The 15,320-nt window shown below is 72.5% G+C and carries 11 protein-coding genes; 8 read left to right on the top strand and 3 right to left on the bottom strand.

What is annotated here, in order from left to right; translation table 11 throughout:
* Window positions 1-6: 6 nt before the first annotated feature.
* Entirely contained in the window at window positions 7-1,200 is a 1,194-nt protein-coding gene (gene coaE, locus CLV92_RS08980) for a dephospho-CoA kinase (RefSeq protein WP_104432465.1), read from the top strand.
* A gap of 43 nt (window positions 1,201-1,243) precedes the next feature.
* Window positions 1,244-3,364: an excinuclease ABC subunit UvrB gene (gene uvrB / locus CLV92_RS08985; protein WP_104432466.1), complete on the top strand. Its 2,121-nt coding sequence runs from the start codon at window positions 1,244-1,246 to the stop codon at window positions 3,362-3,364.
* Between the two features lie 49 nt (window positions 3,365-3,413).
* On the opposite strand, the gene CLV92_RS08990 is transcribed toward uvrB, so the two are convergent.
* Entirely contained in the window at window positions 3,414-3,893 is a 480-nt protein-coding gene (locus CLV92_RS08990) for a hypothetical protein (RefSeq protein ID WP_104432467.1), read from the bottom strand.
* 172 nt (window positions 3,894-4,065) lie between these two features.
* On the opposite strand from CLV92_RS08990, the gene CLV92_RS08995 reads away from it, so the two are divergent.
* From CLV92_RS08995 to CLV92_RS21385, 5 genes are all read left to right on the top strand, one after another.
* Window positions 4,066-4,512 carry a GNAT family N-acetyltransferase gene (locus CLV92_RS08995; protein WP_104432571.1) on the top strand — a complete coding sequence of 149 codons (447 nt, stop codon included), beginning with the start codon at window positions 4,066-4,068 and terminating at the stop codon, window positions 4,510-4,512.
* An 888-nt stretch (window positions 4,513-5,400) separates the two neighbouring features.
* Window positions 5,401-7,515 (top strand): hypothetical protein, encoded by a 2,115-nt coding sequence (locus CLV92_RS09000; protein ID WP_146099469.1) that lies wholly within the window; start codon window positions 5,401-5,403, stop codon window positions 7,513-7,515.
* 1,072 nt (window positions 7,516-8,587) lie between these two features.
* Complete coding sequence (locus tag CLV92_RS23220) at window positions 8,588-9,811, top strand: DDE-type integrase/transposase/recombinase (RefSeq protein ID WP_425433568.1); 1,224 nt, start codon at window positions 8,588-8,590, stop codon at window positions 9,809-9,811.
* Between the two features lie 75 nt (window positions 9,812-9,886).
* The gene (locus CLV92_RS20960) at window positions 9,887-10,288 is read left to right on the top strand and encodes an STAS domain-containing protein (protein WP_146099470.1); all 402 of its coding nucleotides are present in this window, start codon (window positions 9,887-9,889) and stop codon (window positions 10,286-10,288) included.
* A 157-nt stretch (window positions 10,289-10,445) separates the two neighbouring features.
* Window positions 10,446-10,901 carry a pyridoxamine 5'-phosphate oxidase family protein gene (locus tag CLV92_RS21385; RefSeq protein ID WP_158257177.1) on the top strand — a complete coding sequence of 152 codons (456 nt, stop codon included), beginning with the start codon at window positions 10,446-10,448 and terminating at the stop codon, window positions 10,899-10,901.
* 30 nt (window positions 10,902-10,931) lie between these two features.
* On the opposite strand, the gene CLV92_RS09015 is transcribed toward CLV92_RS21385, so the two are convergent.
* Together CLV92_RS09015 and CLV92_RS09020 are read right to left on the bottom strand one after the other, a co-directional pair.
* Window positions 10,932-11,504: a MarR family winged helix-turn-helix transcriptional regulator gene (locus CLV92_RS09015; protein ID WP_104432572.1), complete on the bottom strand. Its 573-nt coding sequence runs from the start codon at window positions 11,502-11,504 to the stop codon at window positions 10,932-10,934.
* A 79-nt stretch (window positions 11,505-11,583) separates the two neighbouring features.
* Entirely contained in the window at window positions 11,584-12,234 is a 651-nt protein-coding gene (locus tag CLV92_RS09020) for an MBL fold metallo-hydrolase (RefSeq protein WP_104432471.1), read from the bottom strand.
* Between the two features lie 92 nt (window positions 12,235-12,326).
* Here CLV92_RS09020 and uvrA point away from each other — a divergent pair, with 92 nt between their 5' ends.
* Window positions 12,327-15,251 carry an excinuclease ABC subunit UvrA gene (uvrA, locus tag CLV92_RS09025; RefSeq protein ID WP_245886619.1) on the top strand — a complete coding sequence of 975 codons (2,925 nt, stop codon included), beginning with the start codon at window positions 12,327-12,329 and terminating at the stop codon, window positions 15,249-15,251.
* Window positions 15,252-15,320 lie beyond the last annotated feature (69 nt).

Raw genomic sequence — 15,320 nt, forward strand, 5'->3', positions numbered from 1 at the left:
TCCCCCGTGCTGCGCGTGGGACTGACCGGGGGCATCGGGGCGGGCAAGTCGACGGCGTCGCGGCGGCTGCACGAGCTCGGCGCCGTCCTCGTCGACGCCGACGTCCTCGCGCGGGAGGTGGTGGCGCCGGGCACCCCGGGCCTGGCCGCGGTGGTGGAGGCGTTCGGCCCGGGCGTCCTGACGGCCGGCGGGGAGCTGGACCGCGCCGCGCTGGGACGGCTCGTGTTCGCCGACCCGGCGCAGCGGCAGCGGCTGAACGCCGTCGTGCACCCGCTGGTGGCGCGGCGGCGGGCGGAGCTGGCGGCCGCGGCGGGGGAGTCGGCGGTGGTCGTGGAGGACGTCCCGCTGCTGGTGGAGAACGGCATGGCCGCGGAGTACCACCTCGTCGTCGTCGTCCACGCCGACGAGGCGGAGCGGCACCGCCGCCTCGTCGCGGACCGCGGCATGGACCCGGCCGACGCCTCCGCCCGCATCGCCGCCCAGGCCCGCGACCCGGAGCGGCGCGCCGCGGCCGACGTGTGGCTGGACAACGGCGGCGACCCCGAGCGGCTGCGGCAGCAGGTGGACCGGCTCTGGTCGCGGCGGCTGCTCCCCTTCGAGGACAACCTCCGCGCGGGCCGGCTCGTCCCCGCCCCTGCGCTGGCCCTGCTGGAGCACCGGGTCGGCTGGGCGGCGCAGGCCGCGCGGCTGGCGGCGCGCGTGGAGCGGGCGGCCGGCGACGCGGGCCGCGGCGTGGAGCACATCGGCTCCACGGCCGTGCCGGGGCTGGTCGCGAAGGACGTCGTCGACCTCCAGCTCGCGGTCGGCTCCCTGGCGGCGGCCGACGCGGTGGCGGGGGAGCTGGCGGCGGCGGGCTTCCCCCGGGCCGAGGGGGACTGGTGGGACACGCCGAAGCCCTCCGACCCGGACCCGGACCGGTGGCGCAAGTGCCTGCACGGCGGGGCGGACCCCGGCAGGCCGGTGCACCTGCACGTGCGGGTCCACGGCTCGCCCGGCTGGCGCTGGGCGCTGCTGTTCCGCGACTGGCTGCGCGCCGACGCCGACGCGCGGGCCGCCTACGCGGGGCTGAAGCAGCGGCTGGCGGCCGGCTGCACCAGCACCGGCGAGTACGCCGACGCCAAGGAGCCCTGGTTCACCGAGGTCGCCCACGGGCGCGCCGAGGCGTGGGCCGCGGCGAGCGGGTGGCGCCCGCCCGCCTGAGCCGCCTCCGCCGGGTGTCGGTGGCGGCGCCTACTGTGGGTCCATGCGGCCCACGACGGACATCCAGCGCACCGTGGCTCCCTTCCAGGTCGTCTCGGAGTTCAGCCCCTCCGGCGACCAGCCGGCGGCGATCACGGAGCTCGCCCGCCGCATCCGGGGCGGGGAGCAGGACGTCGTGCTGCTGGGCGCCACCGGCACGGGCAAGTCCGCCACGACGGCGTGGCTGATCGAGCAGGTGCAGCGACCGACGCTGGTCATGGCGCCGAACAAGACGCTCGCGGCGCAGCTGGCGAACGAGTTCCGCGAGCTGCTGCCGAACAACGCGGTGGAGTACTTCGTCTCCTACTACGACTACTACCAGCCCGAGGCGTACATCGCGCAGACGGACACCTACATCGAGAAGGACTCCGCGATCAACGAGGAGGTCGAGCGGCTGCGGCACTCCGCGACGAACTCCCTGCTCACCCGGCGCGACGTCGTCGTGGTCGCCAGCGTGTCCTGCATCTACGGCCTCGGCACCCCGCAGGAGTACGTCGACCGGATGGTGTCGCTGCAGGTGGGGCAGAGCATGGACCGCGACGAGCTGCTGCGCCGGTTCGTGGACATGCAGTACACCCGCAACGACATGGCCTTCACCCGCGGCACGTTCCGGGTCCGCGGCGACACCGTCGAGATCATCCCCGTGTACGAGGAGCACGCGATCCGCATCGAGTTCTTCGGTGACGAGATCGACCGCCTCTACACGCTGCAGCCGCTGACGGGTGAGATCCTGCGCGACGAGCAGCAGATGTACGTCTTCCCCGCCTCGCACTACGTCGCCGGCCCGGAGCGGCTGGAGCGGGCGGTCGGGCTCATCGAGGCCGAGCTCGCCGAGCGCCTCCCCGAGCTGGAGCGGCAGGGCAAGCTGCTCGAGGCGCAGCGGCTGCGGATGCGCACCACGTACGACGTCGAGATGCTGCGGCAGGTCGGCACGTGCTCGGGGGTGGAGAACTACTCCCGCCACTTCGACGGCCGCGGACCGGGCACGGCCTCGAACACCCTGCTCGACTACTTCCCCGAGGACTTCCTCCTCGTCATCGACGAGTCGCACGTGACGGTTCCGCAGATCGGCGGGATGTACGAGGGCGACATGTCCCGCAAGCGCACCCTCGTGGAGCACGGCTTCCGCCTGCCGAGCGCCATGGACAACCGGCCGCTGAAGTGGGAGGAGTTCCTGGAGCGCGTCGGGCAGACCGTGTACCTGTCGGCGACGCCCGGGCCCTACGAGCTGGCGAAGGGCGAGGGCGTGGTGGAGCAGATCATCCGCCCCACCGGCCTGGTCGACCCCGAGGTGGTGGTCAAGCCCACGAAGGGCCAGATCGACGACCTCCTCCACGAGATCCGCGAGCGCGCCGAGCGGGACGAGCGGGTCCTGGTCACGACGCTGACGAAGAAGATGGCCGAGGACCTCACGGACTACCTGCTGGAGCAGGGTGTGCGGGTGCGCTACCTGCACTCCGACATCGACACGCTGCGGCGCGTGGAACTGCTGCGGGAGCTGCGCCAGGGCGAGTTCGACGTCCTCGTCGGCATCAACCTGCTGCGCGAGGGCCTCGACCTGCCCGAGGTGTCGCTGGTGGCGATCCTCGACGCCGACAAGGAGGGGTTCCTCCGCTCGGCGACGTCGCTGATCCAGACGATCGGCCGCGCCGCCCGCAACGTCTCCGGTCAGGTGCACATGTACGCGGACAAGGTGACCCGCTCGATGGAGCAGGCCATCGAGGAGACCAACCGGCGCCGGGAGAAGCAGGTCGCGTACAACCGCGAGCGGGGCGTGGACCCGATGCCGCTGCGGAAGAAGATCGCCGACATCACCGATCTCATCGCCCGGGAGGACGCCGACACCGCGGCGCTGCTCTCCGGCAGCGGCCGGTCCCAGTCGCGCGGCAAGGCCCCCACTCCCGCGCTGGGCTCGAAGGGACGCGCCGCCGGCCGGGAGGGCGCGCCCCGTCCCGGTGCCGCGTCGCTGCCGCAGGGCGAGCTGGCCGACCTCATCCAGCAGCTCAGCGACCAGATGCACGCCGCGGCGGCGGAACTGCAGTTCGAGCTGGCCGCGAGGCTGCGTGACGAGATCGGCGACCTGAAGAAGGAGCTGCGCGGGATGCAGGCCGCGCAGGGGGCGTGAGCCGGGGCGCGTGCGGGAGGGGCCGCCCCCGGGGGGAGAGGTGCGGTCCTCAGGCCGCCCGGCCGGCGCGCGAGCGCACGGCGGCGTAGCACCCGGCCAGCGCCCCGTGGGCGGGGACTCCGACGAGGAGCAGGAGGAACGGCGCGCCGAGGAGCAGGTCCCGCAGCAGGACGGCGCCGGAGAAACCGCCCCCGGCGAGGGCGCCCACGGCCGCACCCAGCAGCGGGAGGCCCGCGCCGACGACGAGGGCGACGACGGCCCAGCACACCAGGCCCGGCACGAGCGACTCCTCCACCCGGGCGGCGCGCAGCCCGTCGCGCGCGCCCCACGCACCTGCGGTGAGGGCCAGCGCCCCCAGCAGGAGCAGCCCCACCCCGACGTTCGCCCCGCCGCTCTGGTCGCGCGAGGCCACCACCCACGAGATCAGGTGCCCGGCCACGCCCAGGCCGAGCAGTCCGGCCGCGCGGGGGGCGACGCGCCGGGCGAGTCCGTCCGACCAGGACCCGGACTGGGGGTGCTGCTGCCTCATCGTCGCCTCCGGGAACGATCCGTCGAACGTGCGGACGCACCGTAGCGGGCGGCGCCGCCCGTGGGTCCTCCACCCCCGGAGAGCGGCGGGGCGCGGCGGTGGTGGGCGGGGGACCCGTGTTCGCGCGGCGCAGCACGGTGTCCTCCTCGCAGGCGTGCTCGGGTCGGCGCTCATGGACGGTCCTGACCCGCAGCACCGGCTGACCACGGCCGGGCAGGACGCGGACCTGGACGGTCGGCTGAGCGCGGAACTGGACGCTTTCAACGTCGCCGCCTCCGGCGTCGCGGACCAGCGCGAGTTCACCGTCAAGATCGAGGACGACTCCGGTGAGCTGCTCGGCGGGCTCAGCGGATGGACGTGGGGGCCGTCGGCGGGCATCTCGATGGTGTGGGTCCGGGAGGACCAGCGCGGCAGCGGCCTGGGCGGCCGGTTGCTGGCCGCCGCCGACGACGTGGCGCGTGAACGTGGATGCAGGCGCGTGTTCGTCTCCTCGTTCACGTTCCAGGCACCCGGCTTCTACGAGCGGCACGGGTTCGTCGAGTGCGCCCGCACCCCGGAGCACCCACTGGACGGCACGGCCGACGTCCACCTCGTCAAGCACCTGCCGCCCACGAGCTGACCGGCCCGGCACCCGCGTGCACAGGAATTCCCCTGCCGACGGTGCCGCCCCTGGAGGATGCCACGCGGGTCGAGTCGGGGAAGATCGCGGCTCGCCCGAACCGTCAGCAGCGCCTCGTCCAGCCTGCCCATCCGGCCCTGGACGAGACCGGTGGTGCCGTCCGGGCGGCTGCTGATCCCTTCGCCCTCACCGTGCGCACGTGGTCCCAGTGGGTGAGCGAGCACGGCAGCGACGGCTCGGCCGATGCGCCGCGGTCGGGGCGTCCCCGTCTCCACGACGGCGACGCCGTGCGGCAGCTGCTCGCCCTGATCGCGTCAGGGCCGCCACGACCCGGGCTTGGACGCTCGAGTCGCCGCAGCGCAGGAGGCCGCTACCGGCGGCGTTTTCATGATCCCCGCGGCGGACGGATGGGCCCCGTCGCACCCGCCGATGTCTTGCAGCGCCTCGTCGACGTTCGCGGCGGGACCTTCATGCCGATCATGGACAACGGCTCCGCACACCAGTCGCCACGCCCACGGCCGCCTGACCCACCCACCCCGAAAGCCAACTGAACTCGGGGCAGTCCCCGGGGTGAGGGGGCGGCGTTCCTGCCTCCCGTGCGCCGAGAGAATCAACTACTACGGTCTGCAGGTTGCCGAGTGGAGGGCCAGGCGAAGGGTGTGGAGCACAAGTCGCGACTGTGACCGGAACCGCGCGACTCGATCTCGACACCGCTACTGACAGAGCCTCATTGCGGACGGCCTCGTTCGTCGCCCCCCGGCAGGGATGGCCGGCAATGTGGGTGAGCGCTCATGCAACCGATGAGTTCTCACGGACCGTAGGGCCGCTCGCATAGCTCTAGGATCGGCCGGCCGGATCAACGGCGACTCCAGACCGAATTGGGAGACCATGAAGAAGAGATCTACTGCATTGCTCGCCGTCATACCCCTGGTGGGTGGTGTGCTCGTCGCTTCCGCGCCGGCATCGGCCTCCGTGCCGGCATCGATCTCCACGTCGACGTCTGCGCTGGCTTCGGCGGGGACCACGTGGAACCTCGTCACGCCGGCTGGCGCGGGCAGCGCCGACGACTCGTACTTCCCGCTGGCCACCGCGTTCGATGCTCAACCACAACTCGACGCGACGGGAATGCCCTCCGGCGGCACCGGTGGTCAGGACGCTCCGAGCTACTCCTCGCGCGTCGGGTACATCGACTTCGGCGCCAACTGGTCCTCGGTCAAGATCGCGGCGACCTGGACGAGGTACCGCACCTGGAGCTCCGGTGACCAGACTCCGTTCGCGGCCCTGTGGTGGGACGACGACAAGGACTCGGTCAACGAAGCCGGCCTGAACGAGACGTCGCTCAACTTCAACACCGCAAAGGGCCTCTCGACCGGAGGGAGCACCGAGCCGTGGATCCGTGACGTCGATCGCAGCGCGAACCCGGTCACGCCACGCGGGCGCTACCTCATGCTGCGCAGCGCCACGGCGATGGCGAACCGGGCCAAGGAGTTCGCGATCGTCGCCGCCCCCGCATGCCAGCAGGGCGCCATCGTCAACGGACTGGTGCGTCAGTGCATCGACTTCCCGAGCGGTGTGCGCATCAAGGACGTCCCCGACGTCCAGGACAGCTTCGGCACGGCCGCCCCGCCCACCGGGACGACGTTCGCGGACACCTACACCCCCGGGTCGGGTGAGTGCTCGACGGCCACCCACGACCGGTACTGGACGCGCGGCTCGGACGGACACGTCTACCGCAGCTGGCACCCGGTGCGCACCACCGAGGTGGGCACGGGACGCGCCTGCAGCTTCGGCCACGAGCACGGCGACGACCCGCGCACGTCGCCGCTGTACGAGTGGTCCGGTGGCGTGCCGTTCGGCATCGCGAACCACTCCTCCGTGCATGCCGGCAACCACCGGCACGAGGACCACGTCGGGCACAAGGTCTTCGTGCAGAACGACTGGGAAGGCGTCATCGGCAACCCCCCGGACGCCGCGGCCATCACGCCCACCGGGTTCCGTTGCCACTGGCTCTCGAAGGTCCACATGGGCACCCACTCCGGGGACGCCATCGGCAACAACGAGCACGAGTACCACAACAACGTCATGTGCGACGACGGCGCGCAGCGGCACTCGAAGACGGGCTGGGAGTCCTACGCCGGCCGCAACAACCACACCGAGGCGTCGGTGAAGGTGCTGTCCGTCTGGGGTCGGCCCGGTTGGGTCAAGGCCTGCGACCTGAGCACGCAGACGCAGGTTCCTGGAGTGGGACGTGAGATCCCTGAGGGTGCCGACACCAACCGTCAGATCAAGTGCGCGACGTCGAACGCGGGCTGGATGTGGGCGGCCCGCCCGACGGCCACGGTCAGCGAAACCGGGCACACCGATCACGTCGGGGCCGGCATCAATGAGCTGTGGAAGCCGTGGGCCCAAGTGGTGACACGAGGACAGCAGAGGATCTTCCTCTCCTCCGCCTACTACAGCGTGCTCAACCCTGCTCGTCTCTACAACGACGGCAGCATGATTCCCCAGCGTGACGTGGACGGTGACGGCAAGGTCGACAACTGGATCCCCACGCTGGAGGCCTGCCTCGCCAACCCGGACAAGACCGCGTGCAAGAACCTCCCCACATTCCCCTCGGATGTGCCGCGCGACAAGTGGTGGAAGCACCCGCTGAGCCCGTTCAACGGCACGGTGCGGGCAGTCCACCCGAAGGGCATCCGCGTGCACACCGAGTCCGGCAAGGCGTGGTTCTGCACGGACTACACCGGCCAGGAGACGTCGGCCGACCCCACCGTGTCGACGAACGGGACCCGGACCTGCCCGAGCGGACAGCTCCTGCAGTACATCGCTCCCACCCGGAATCTCTGGGTGATCAAGGAGAACACGTCCTGGGGCCCCAACCGCGCGGTCGGTGTCATCCAGGGTTCGGGTGTCAACGCGCGGGACAACGGCACGCGCGGGTCGGGCCAAACCCATGAGTGGGTTCGCTTCTACCCCGACGCCAGTATCCACGCGCCCAACTGACGCGATCATCAGCTGTGGGGTCCCCGGTCAACCGGGGGCCCCGCAGTGCGTCCACCCCGTCGAGCGGCGCCAGGGAAGCCTCACCGGCGTCCAGGACACAGACCGCACAACGAAGTGATCCAGGGGACCGACGGCGTGGTCAGCAAGGTCATCGAGGCCATCGCCAACGCAGCCCCCTGTCCCCTCCCAGTACCGCACGCTCGTGACGAGATTGCGGGTGCTCCTGCACGCCCGGTCGGTGGCGACCGCCGGGGTCTTCGTCCACATCGCCGAGCGCTTCTGCAGATCGCGGCTACCCCGTGCGTCAGGCTGGCGTGAGACACCTCGGGTAGTTCTTCTTCCCACCAGCACGGGGCGGGACAAGGGTTGATCACGATGACGATGGCGAGTGCGGACCTGCCCGCTCAGCGCGGGGCCACGGTCGATGATGGGGGGTGGGCCCGAGAGCTGGGCCGCCTACGCCGCGGACGTTCACCGTGGAGCACAAGGCCGCGATCTTCGCCGAGTACGACGCCGCACCGCGGGTGAGAAGGGCGTGGTCCTGCGGCGGGAGGGGTTGTCTCCTCCCACGTGATCGAGTGGCGCAAGGCCCGCGACGTCGTCGCAGCTGAAGGACTCGCGCCGGCTGCTCGCCCGCGGCGCAGAGCTCGAGACGCTGAGATCGAGCGGCTACGGGCGCGGGCGGAGCGGGCGGAGGCGGAACTGGCCCGCACCCAGACGGCGTGGGGGAAGCGCACGCGCTCCTGGAGAAGCTCCCCGAGAGCACGGGCGCACCCGAGCCACCGAAGCAGTGATCGCCCCCGCAGTCGCGGGACTGGTGGCGGTGACCTCGCTGCAGCGGGCGTGCGTCCTGCCGGGGCCGACCCGGGCCACCTACTACCGCCGCCAACGACCACAGGCTCCCCCTGCGCCGCTGCCGTCGCGGCCACAGCAGTGGTCGGTGCCGTCCAACGCGCTCGCCGCCGCTGAGCGGCAGGCGGTGCTTGCGGTGCTGACGAGCGAGCGGTTCGCGGGCAAGTCGGTGGCCCAGTGCTGGGCGACGCCGCTGGATGAGGGGGTCTGCCTCTGTTCGATGTCCACCAGGCACCGCATCCTGCGCAGTTCCGGGGCTGGCGGTGGGGAACGGCGCCGGCAAGCCAGTCACCCGCCCCGAACCTGCCCGGAACTGCGCGCATCAGTCCCGATCCAGGTGTGGTCCTGGGACATCACCAAGCTGAGAAGCCGCCGGCGGGGCGTCTACTTCGACCCCTGCGTCATCCTCGACATCTGCAGTCGTCACGTCGTCGGCTGGACCCTCGCGCCCACCGAGGACTCCCGGCCCGCGCCCGAGATGATTTCGCAGGCGGTCGCCGTCCACGGTGTTCCGACCACCCTGCACGCCGACCGCGGGGCCTCGATGACTGGAGGCGCCTCCCACGCAGCGGGGGACGAGGCCCGTCGCCCAGTTGCTGGTCGATCTGGGGGTCGCCCGGTCGCATTGCCGCCTGCGCGTCCCCAACGACAACCCCTGCTCCGAGGCGGCGTTCGAGACCCTCGTGCACGCCTCCGTCTTCCCCGAGCGGTTCGGGTCTCCGGCCGATGCGAGGGCGTTCTGCGAGGCGTTCTCCGGCCACCGCCATCCCCAGCCCCCGCGCCTGGCCGAGCAGGCATGGATCAACCCACCCCTGACAGCGGCCGCCCTGCAGACCGCCCGGCGCGATCTCGTCTCGCTCTGCTTGAGACGTTCCGTCGGGGCCGGGCCCCGCGACGTGTCCCTGTCGTGCACGCGGTAGCTCCCCGAGAGCACCGAGGCGAGGCGCGATTCCAGCTGCACCCGTCCCTTCGTGACCGACAGGCGGTGCATGCAGGTGCCGGAGCCGCTTCCTCCCGGGGAACCCGCACCGGTACCTGCGGGTCACCCGGGCGGTGGCCGAGACGGAACCCGTGCGCTGGGTCCGTCTGCCTGGACCTCCGCCCCAGCGCTGGGGACGGGCCCAGCGGGGCACAAGGGCCGTGGACGCCGGGACCGGTCGGCGGAAACCGGCGCTCCGCCGGCAGAACAGGCGTATGTTGGAGGCAGTCTCATCGTGGGGCGAAGCCCCTCCGCTCGCGGAGGGAGACGGGCGTCCTCATGAGATCGACCAGGGCCCGGCAGGACTCCGCCGCGGCCGGGCAGTGCCCGAACCCCGGCGGCAGAGCCGGACGGTCATGGGTGGCCCTCCTCCCCGGCGCGCTCGGCGGCCTCGCCGTCCTCACCCCCGGCTCGGTGCGCATCGTGCAGTCGCGCCGGGCGGCACGTCGACCGGTCGCTCGCTGACCACACGGCACCACGTGGGGGCCGGGGACCCGGCTCGCACCTCGGCGGACGAGCGAAGCGGAAGAGGCGTGCACGATGGAGATCCACGGCAACGACGAGCAGGGGACGTGCGTCCTCACCGTGAACGGCCCGGTGGGCAGCACGCACACCCACCGGTTGCAGACGGCGCTGATCGAGGAACTGGGGCGCGGCGGCGGGCACGACCTCATCCTCGACATGCGGCAGGTCACGTCCCTCGACGACGCCGCGCTGGCTGCCCTGACGACCGGGCGGCAGCGGGCGAAGTTCCTCCACCGCAGGATCGTGGTCGTCGACGGCGACGACGGTGCGACGACGAGGGCGCTGCGTCGCAGCGGGCACATCTTCCGCTTCCCCGTCTACGCAGACGCCGACGCCGCCGGAGCCGCCCTCACAGCCGACCGCTCCGCGGTCGCGGCGCGCAACGCCACGCGTCCCGCGGGTGTGCGGGCGGGGTGACTCCCGGGGGATCGCTGACGCACCGGGGCGCTCGCAGGGGCGAGGACCGGGCCGGCACGCCACCTGCGGGTCGCTGCCGGGGACCACGTGCACGCGTCGGACCGGCCGCGGCCGGCGGCCTCCGGCACGACCAGACCACCACTCCAGGAGGAACACCTTGACCCGCACCACGGACGACGCCGCACTGGAAGTTCTCAGCGCCGAGGAGTGCTACCGGCTGCTCGCCACCCAGCAGCTCGGGCGGCTGGGCCTCATCAGCAACGGCAACCAGATCATCATGCCGGTCAACTACGGCCTCGACGGGCCGGTCGTCGTCGTGCGGCTCGGCCAGGGGTCGGTCCTGCGTGCCGCCGACCACGCCAACGTCGCCTTCGAGGTCGACTCCATCGACCCCGCGACCCACAGCGGCTGGAGCGTCCTGGTGCGCGGCCTGGCCGAGGAGGTGGGCGACCGGCACGAGCGGGGACTGGCGCAGCGCACCCGCGACACCGCCGTCGAGTCCTGGGCGCCGGGGGAACGCGGGCACTGGTTGCGCGTCATCCCGCAGGCCATCTCCGGGCGCCGCATCGTGGCCGGGGTGCCGGTGGACCTCCTCGTGGACCTGGGGTCCTGACCGGGGTCCGCTGGCGCGGCACCCGTCGCGCTACGAGGCGGTGCGCTCCGCGGCCGCGGGGTGAGCGGGCGCGGGGAGCGGCGGCACCGGCGAGACAGCGCCCGTGGCGGTGAGGTGCTCGAGCAGCCGCTCGCTGATCTCGCGCAGGTGCGCGACCTGCTCCACGTCGAGCTGGTCGAAGAGGTTGCCGCGAACCGCCTCGACGTGGCCGGGGGCGGCGGACTCCAGCGCGGCGAAGCCCTCCTCGGTGAGCACGGCGATCAGGCCGCGCCCATCGGTGGGGCAGCTCTCCCGCCGCACCCACCCCCGCTCCTCCAGCCGGGCCACCGCGTGGGAGACCCGGGAGCGCGAGGACAGGGAGCTGGCGGCGAGGTCGCTCATCCGCAGCGAGCGGTCCGGCGCCTCGGACAGGCGCACCAGCATCTCGTAGTAGGTGTGCACGATGCCCGCCTCGTGCTGGAGCTGCCGGTCGAGGCGGTCCATGAGGAGCTGGGTGGCGGAGAGGAAGGCGCGCCACGTCTGCTGCTCCTCCAGGTCCAGCCAGCGGGGCTCCGCCGCCGTGGCCGAGGAGGTGTCCGGAATCGTGGCCGTGGCGTCGCTCATGGTCACCATGATACGCAGCGCCTTCAACTATTCGCAGGCGCCTCGCCCCGGCCGACCCGATCGGCGCAGGAGAGCCCTCTCACCAGCCGCGCGCCCGCCACTGCGGCAGGTGCGCACGCTCGGCGCCGAGCGTGGTCGGCTCCCCGTGCCCGGGGCGGACGGCCGTCCCGTCGCCGAGGCGGGCGAAGACCCGTTCCTCCAGGTCGTCCATCAGCGAGGTGAACGCCTCGGGGGAGCGGGTCTTGCCCGGTCCGCCCGGGAACAGGCTGTCGCCGGTGAAGAGCTGGGGCGCGGCGCCGGCCGGTTCCAGCAGGAGCGCCACCGACCCCGGGGTGTGGCCGCGCAGGTGGAGCACCTCCAGGCGGAGGTCGCCCACACGCACCTCGTCGCCGTGGCGCAGCAGCCGGTCCGGCGGCACGGGCAGGTCGCCCGCGTCCTCGGCGCCGGCGGCGGTGGGAGCGCCGGTGGCGGCGACCACGTCGGGCAGGGCGCGGTGGTGGTCCCAGTGCCCGTGGGTGGTCACCACCGCGGCCAGCCGCGCCGACTCGACCCGGGCCAGGGCGCGGAGCAGGGCGGGGGCGTCGGCGGCGGCGTCGACGAGCAGCGTCTCCCCGGTGCCGGTGCAGGTCACGAGGTAGCAGGCGTTGTCCATCTCGGAGACGCGGACCGTGCGGACCTCGGCGCCGGGCAGGCGCAGCACCGCCTCGCCGGCGGCATCGGGATCGACCATCCCGGCACGCTAGCGCGGGGCGGGGCGCTCCGGCTCGGGCGCACCCGCTGTCGGCGGAGGTTCGTGTCGGAGGCGGCGCCTAGCATGGCGGGGTGGCTTCCCGTACCTCCGCGCGCACCGCTCCACTGACCGGATCCGCCGACCGCCTCGTCGTCCGGGGGGCGCGGGAGCACAACCTCAAGGACGTCTCGCTCGACCTCCCGCGCAACAGCCTGGTCGTCTTCACGGGGCTCTCCGGCTCGGGAAAGTCCTCGCTGGCCTTCGACACGATCTTCGCCGAGGGGCAGCGGCGCTACGTGGAGTCCCTGTCCGCCTACGCCCGCCAGTTCCTCGGGCAGATGGACAAGCCCGACGTCGACTTCATCGAGGGCCTCTCGCCCGCGGTCTCCATCGACCAGAAGTCCACCTCCCGCAACCCCCGCTCGACGGTCGGCACGATCACCGAGGTCTACGACTACCTGCGGCTGCTCTTCGCACGCGCCGGCCGGCCGCACTGCCCCACCTGCGGGGAGCCCGTCGGTCGCCAGACGCCGCAGCAGATCGTCGACCAGCTCCTCGAACTGCCCGCCGGAACCCGCTTCCAGGTGCTGGCCCCCGTCGTGCGCGCCCGCAAGGGGGAGTACGCCGAGCTCTTCCGGGAGCTGCAGTCCAAGGGCTTCGCCCGAGCCCGCGTCGACGGGCAGGTCGTGACGCTCGACGACCCGCCGGTGCTGGAGAAGAAGCTCAAGCACACCATCGAGGTCGTCGTCGACCGGCTCGTGGCCAAGGAGGGCGTCAAGCGCCGTCTCACCGACTCCGTGGAGACCGCCCTCGTCCTCGCCGGCGGGCTCGTCGTCGCCGACATCATCGGCGACGACTCCCCGGAGGGGGAGCGGCGCTTCTCCGAGAAGATGGCCTGCCCCAACGAGCACCCCCTGGACCTCGACGAGATCGAGCCGCGCTCCTTCTCGTTCAACTCCCCCTTCGGCGCCTGCCCGGAGTGCACCGGCATCGGCACCCGCCTGGAGGTCGACCCCGAGCTCGTCGTGCCCGACGAGGACCTCAGCCTCGCCGAGGGCGCCATCGCCCCCTGGAGCACCGGCTCCACCGACTACTTCCAGCGGGTCATGGGCGCGCTGGCCGAGCAGCTGAAGTTCTCCCTCGACACCCCGTGGCGGGCGCTGCCCAAGCGCGCCCGCGACGCCCTGCTGCACGGCAAGGACCACGAGGTCCAGGTCAAGTACAAGAACCGCTGGGGACGGGAGCGGCAGTACTCCACCGGCTTCGAGGGGGTCATCCCCTTCGTGCAGCGCCGCCACGGCGAGACCGAGTCCGACCTCAGCCGCGAGCGCTACGAGGGCTACATGCGGGAGGTGCCCTGCCCGACCTGCCAGGGTGCCCGCCTCAAGCCGGCGTCGCTGGCGGTGCGCCTCGGCGGGATGTCCATCTCCGAGGTCTGCCGCCTGCCCATCGCCGACTGCTCCAAGTTCCTCGCCGAGGTGGAGCTGTCCCGCCGGGAGCGGCAGATCGCCGCGCAGGTGCTCAAGGAGGTGCAGGCGCGCCTCGGCTTCCTGCTCGACGTCGGCCTGGACTACCTCTCCCTCGACCGCCCCGCGGGCACCCTCTCCGGCGGCGAGGCGCAGCGCATCCGGCTGGCCACCCAGATCGGCTCCGGCCTCGTCGGCGTCCTCTACGTCCTCGACGAGCCCTCCATCGGCCTGCACCAGCGCGACAACCGCCGCCTCATCGACACCCTCACCCGGCTGCGGGACCTCGGCAACACCCTCATCGTCGTCGAGCACGACGAGGACACCGTCCGCGTGGCCGACTGGGTCGTCGACTTCGGCCCCGGCGCGGGCGAGCGCGGTGGGGAGATCGTGCACTCGGGCACGGTGGAGGACCTGCTGGAGAACCCCGCCTCCCTGACCGGGCAGTACCTCTCCGGCCGGCGCACCATCCCCGTGCCCGGGCAGCGGCGCGCCGTCGACCCGGCGCGGCGCCTGACGGTGACCGGCGCGCGGGAGCACAACCTGCGCGGCATCGACGTCTCGTTCCCGCTGGGCTGCCTGGTGGCCGTCACGGGGGTCTCCGGCTCCGGCAAGTCCACCCTCGTCAACGACATCCTCTACACGGTGCTGGCCAACAAGCTCAACGGCGCCCGCCGCGTCCCGGGCCGCCACAAGGCCGTGCAGGGGCTGGAGCACCTGGACAAGGTCGTCCACGTCGACCAGAGCCCCATCGGGCGCACCCCCCGCAGCAACCCGGCGACCTACACGGGCGTGTTCGACCACATCCGCAAGCTCTTCGCCTCCGCCCCGGAGTCGAAGCTGCGCGGGTACCAGCCGGGCCGCTTCTCGTTCAACGTCAAGGGCGGGCGCTGCGAGGCGTGCGCCGGCGACGGCACCCTGAAGATCGAGATGAACTTCCTGCCCGACGTGTACGTGCCCTGCGAGGTCTGCCACGGCGCGCGCTACAACCGCGAGACCCTCGAGGTGCACTTCAAGGGCAAGACCATCGCCGAGGTCCTCGACATGCCCATCGAGGAGGCCAAGGACTTCTTCTCGGCCGTGCCCGCCATCTCCCGCTACATGGCGACCCTGACGGAGGTGGGACTCGGCTACGTGCGCCTCGGCCAGCCCGCCACCACGCTCTCCGGTGGCGAGGCCCAGCGGGTCAAGCTCGCCAGCGAGCTGCAGCGGCGCTCCAACGGGCGCACGATCTACGTCCTCGACGAGCCCACGACCGGGCTGCACTTCGAGGACATCCACAAGCTCCTCGGCGTGGTGCAGGGCCTGGTGGACAAGGGCAACAGCGTCCTCGTCATCGAGCACAACCTCGACGTCATCAAGAGCGCCGACTGGATCGTGGACATGGGCCCGGAGGGGGGATCCGGCGGCGGCGCCGTCGTGGCCGAGGGCACGCCGGAGCACCTGGCCGCCTGCCCGGACAGCCACACCGGCCGCTTCCTCGCCGAGCTGCTCGGCACGGCCGGTGCCGCGCCCCGGCGGCGTCCCGCCACCCGCAGCCGCGCCGGGTGAGGGCCGCCGCGTTCACGGGGTCGACGCCCAGCCGTCCGGTCCCGTACCCCCGCATGCAAGACGACCGTC

Origin of the sequence: Kineococcus xinjiangensis (assembly GCF_002934625.1) — a bacterium.
GTDB classification, from domain to species: Bacteria; Actinomycetota; Actinomycetes; order Actinomycetales; family Kineococcaceae; genus Kineococcus_A; species Kineococcus_A xinjiangensis.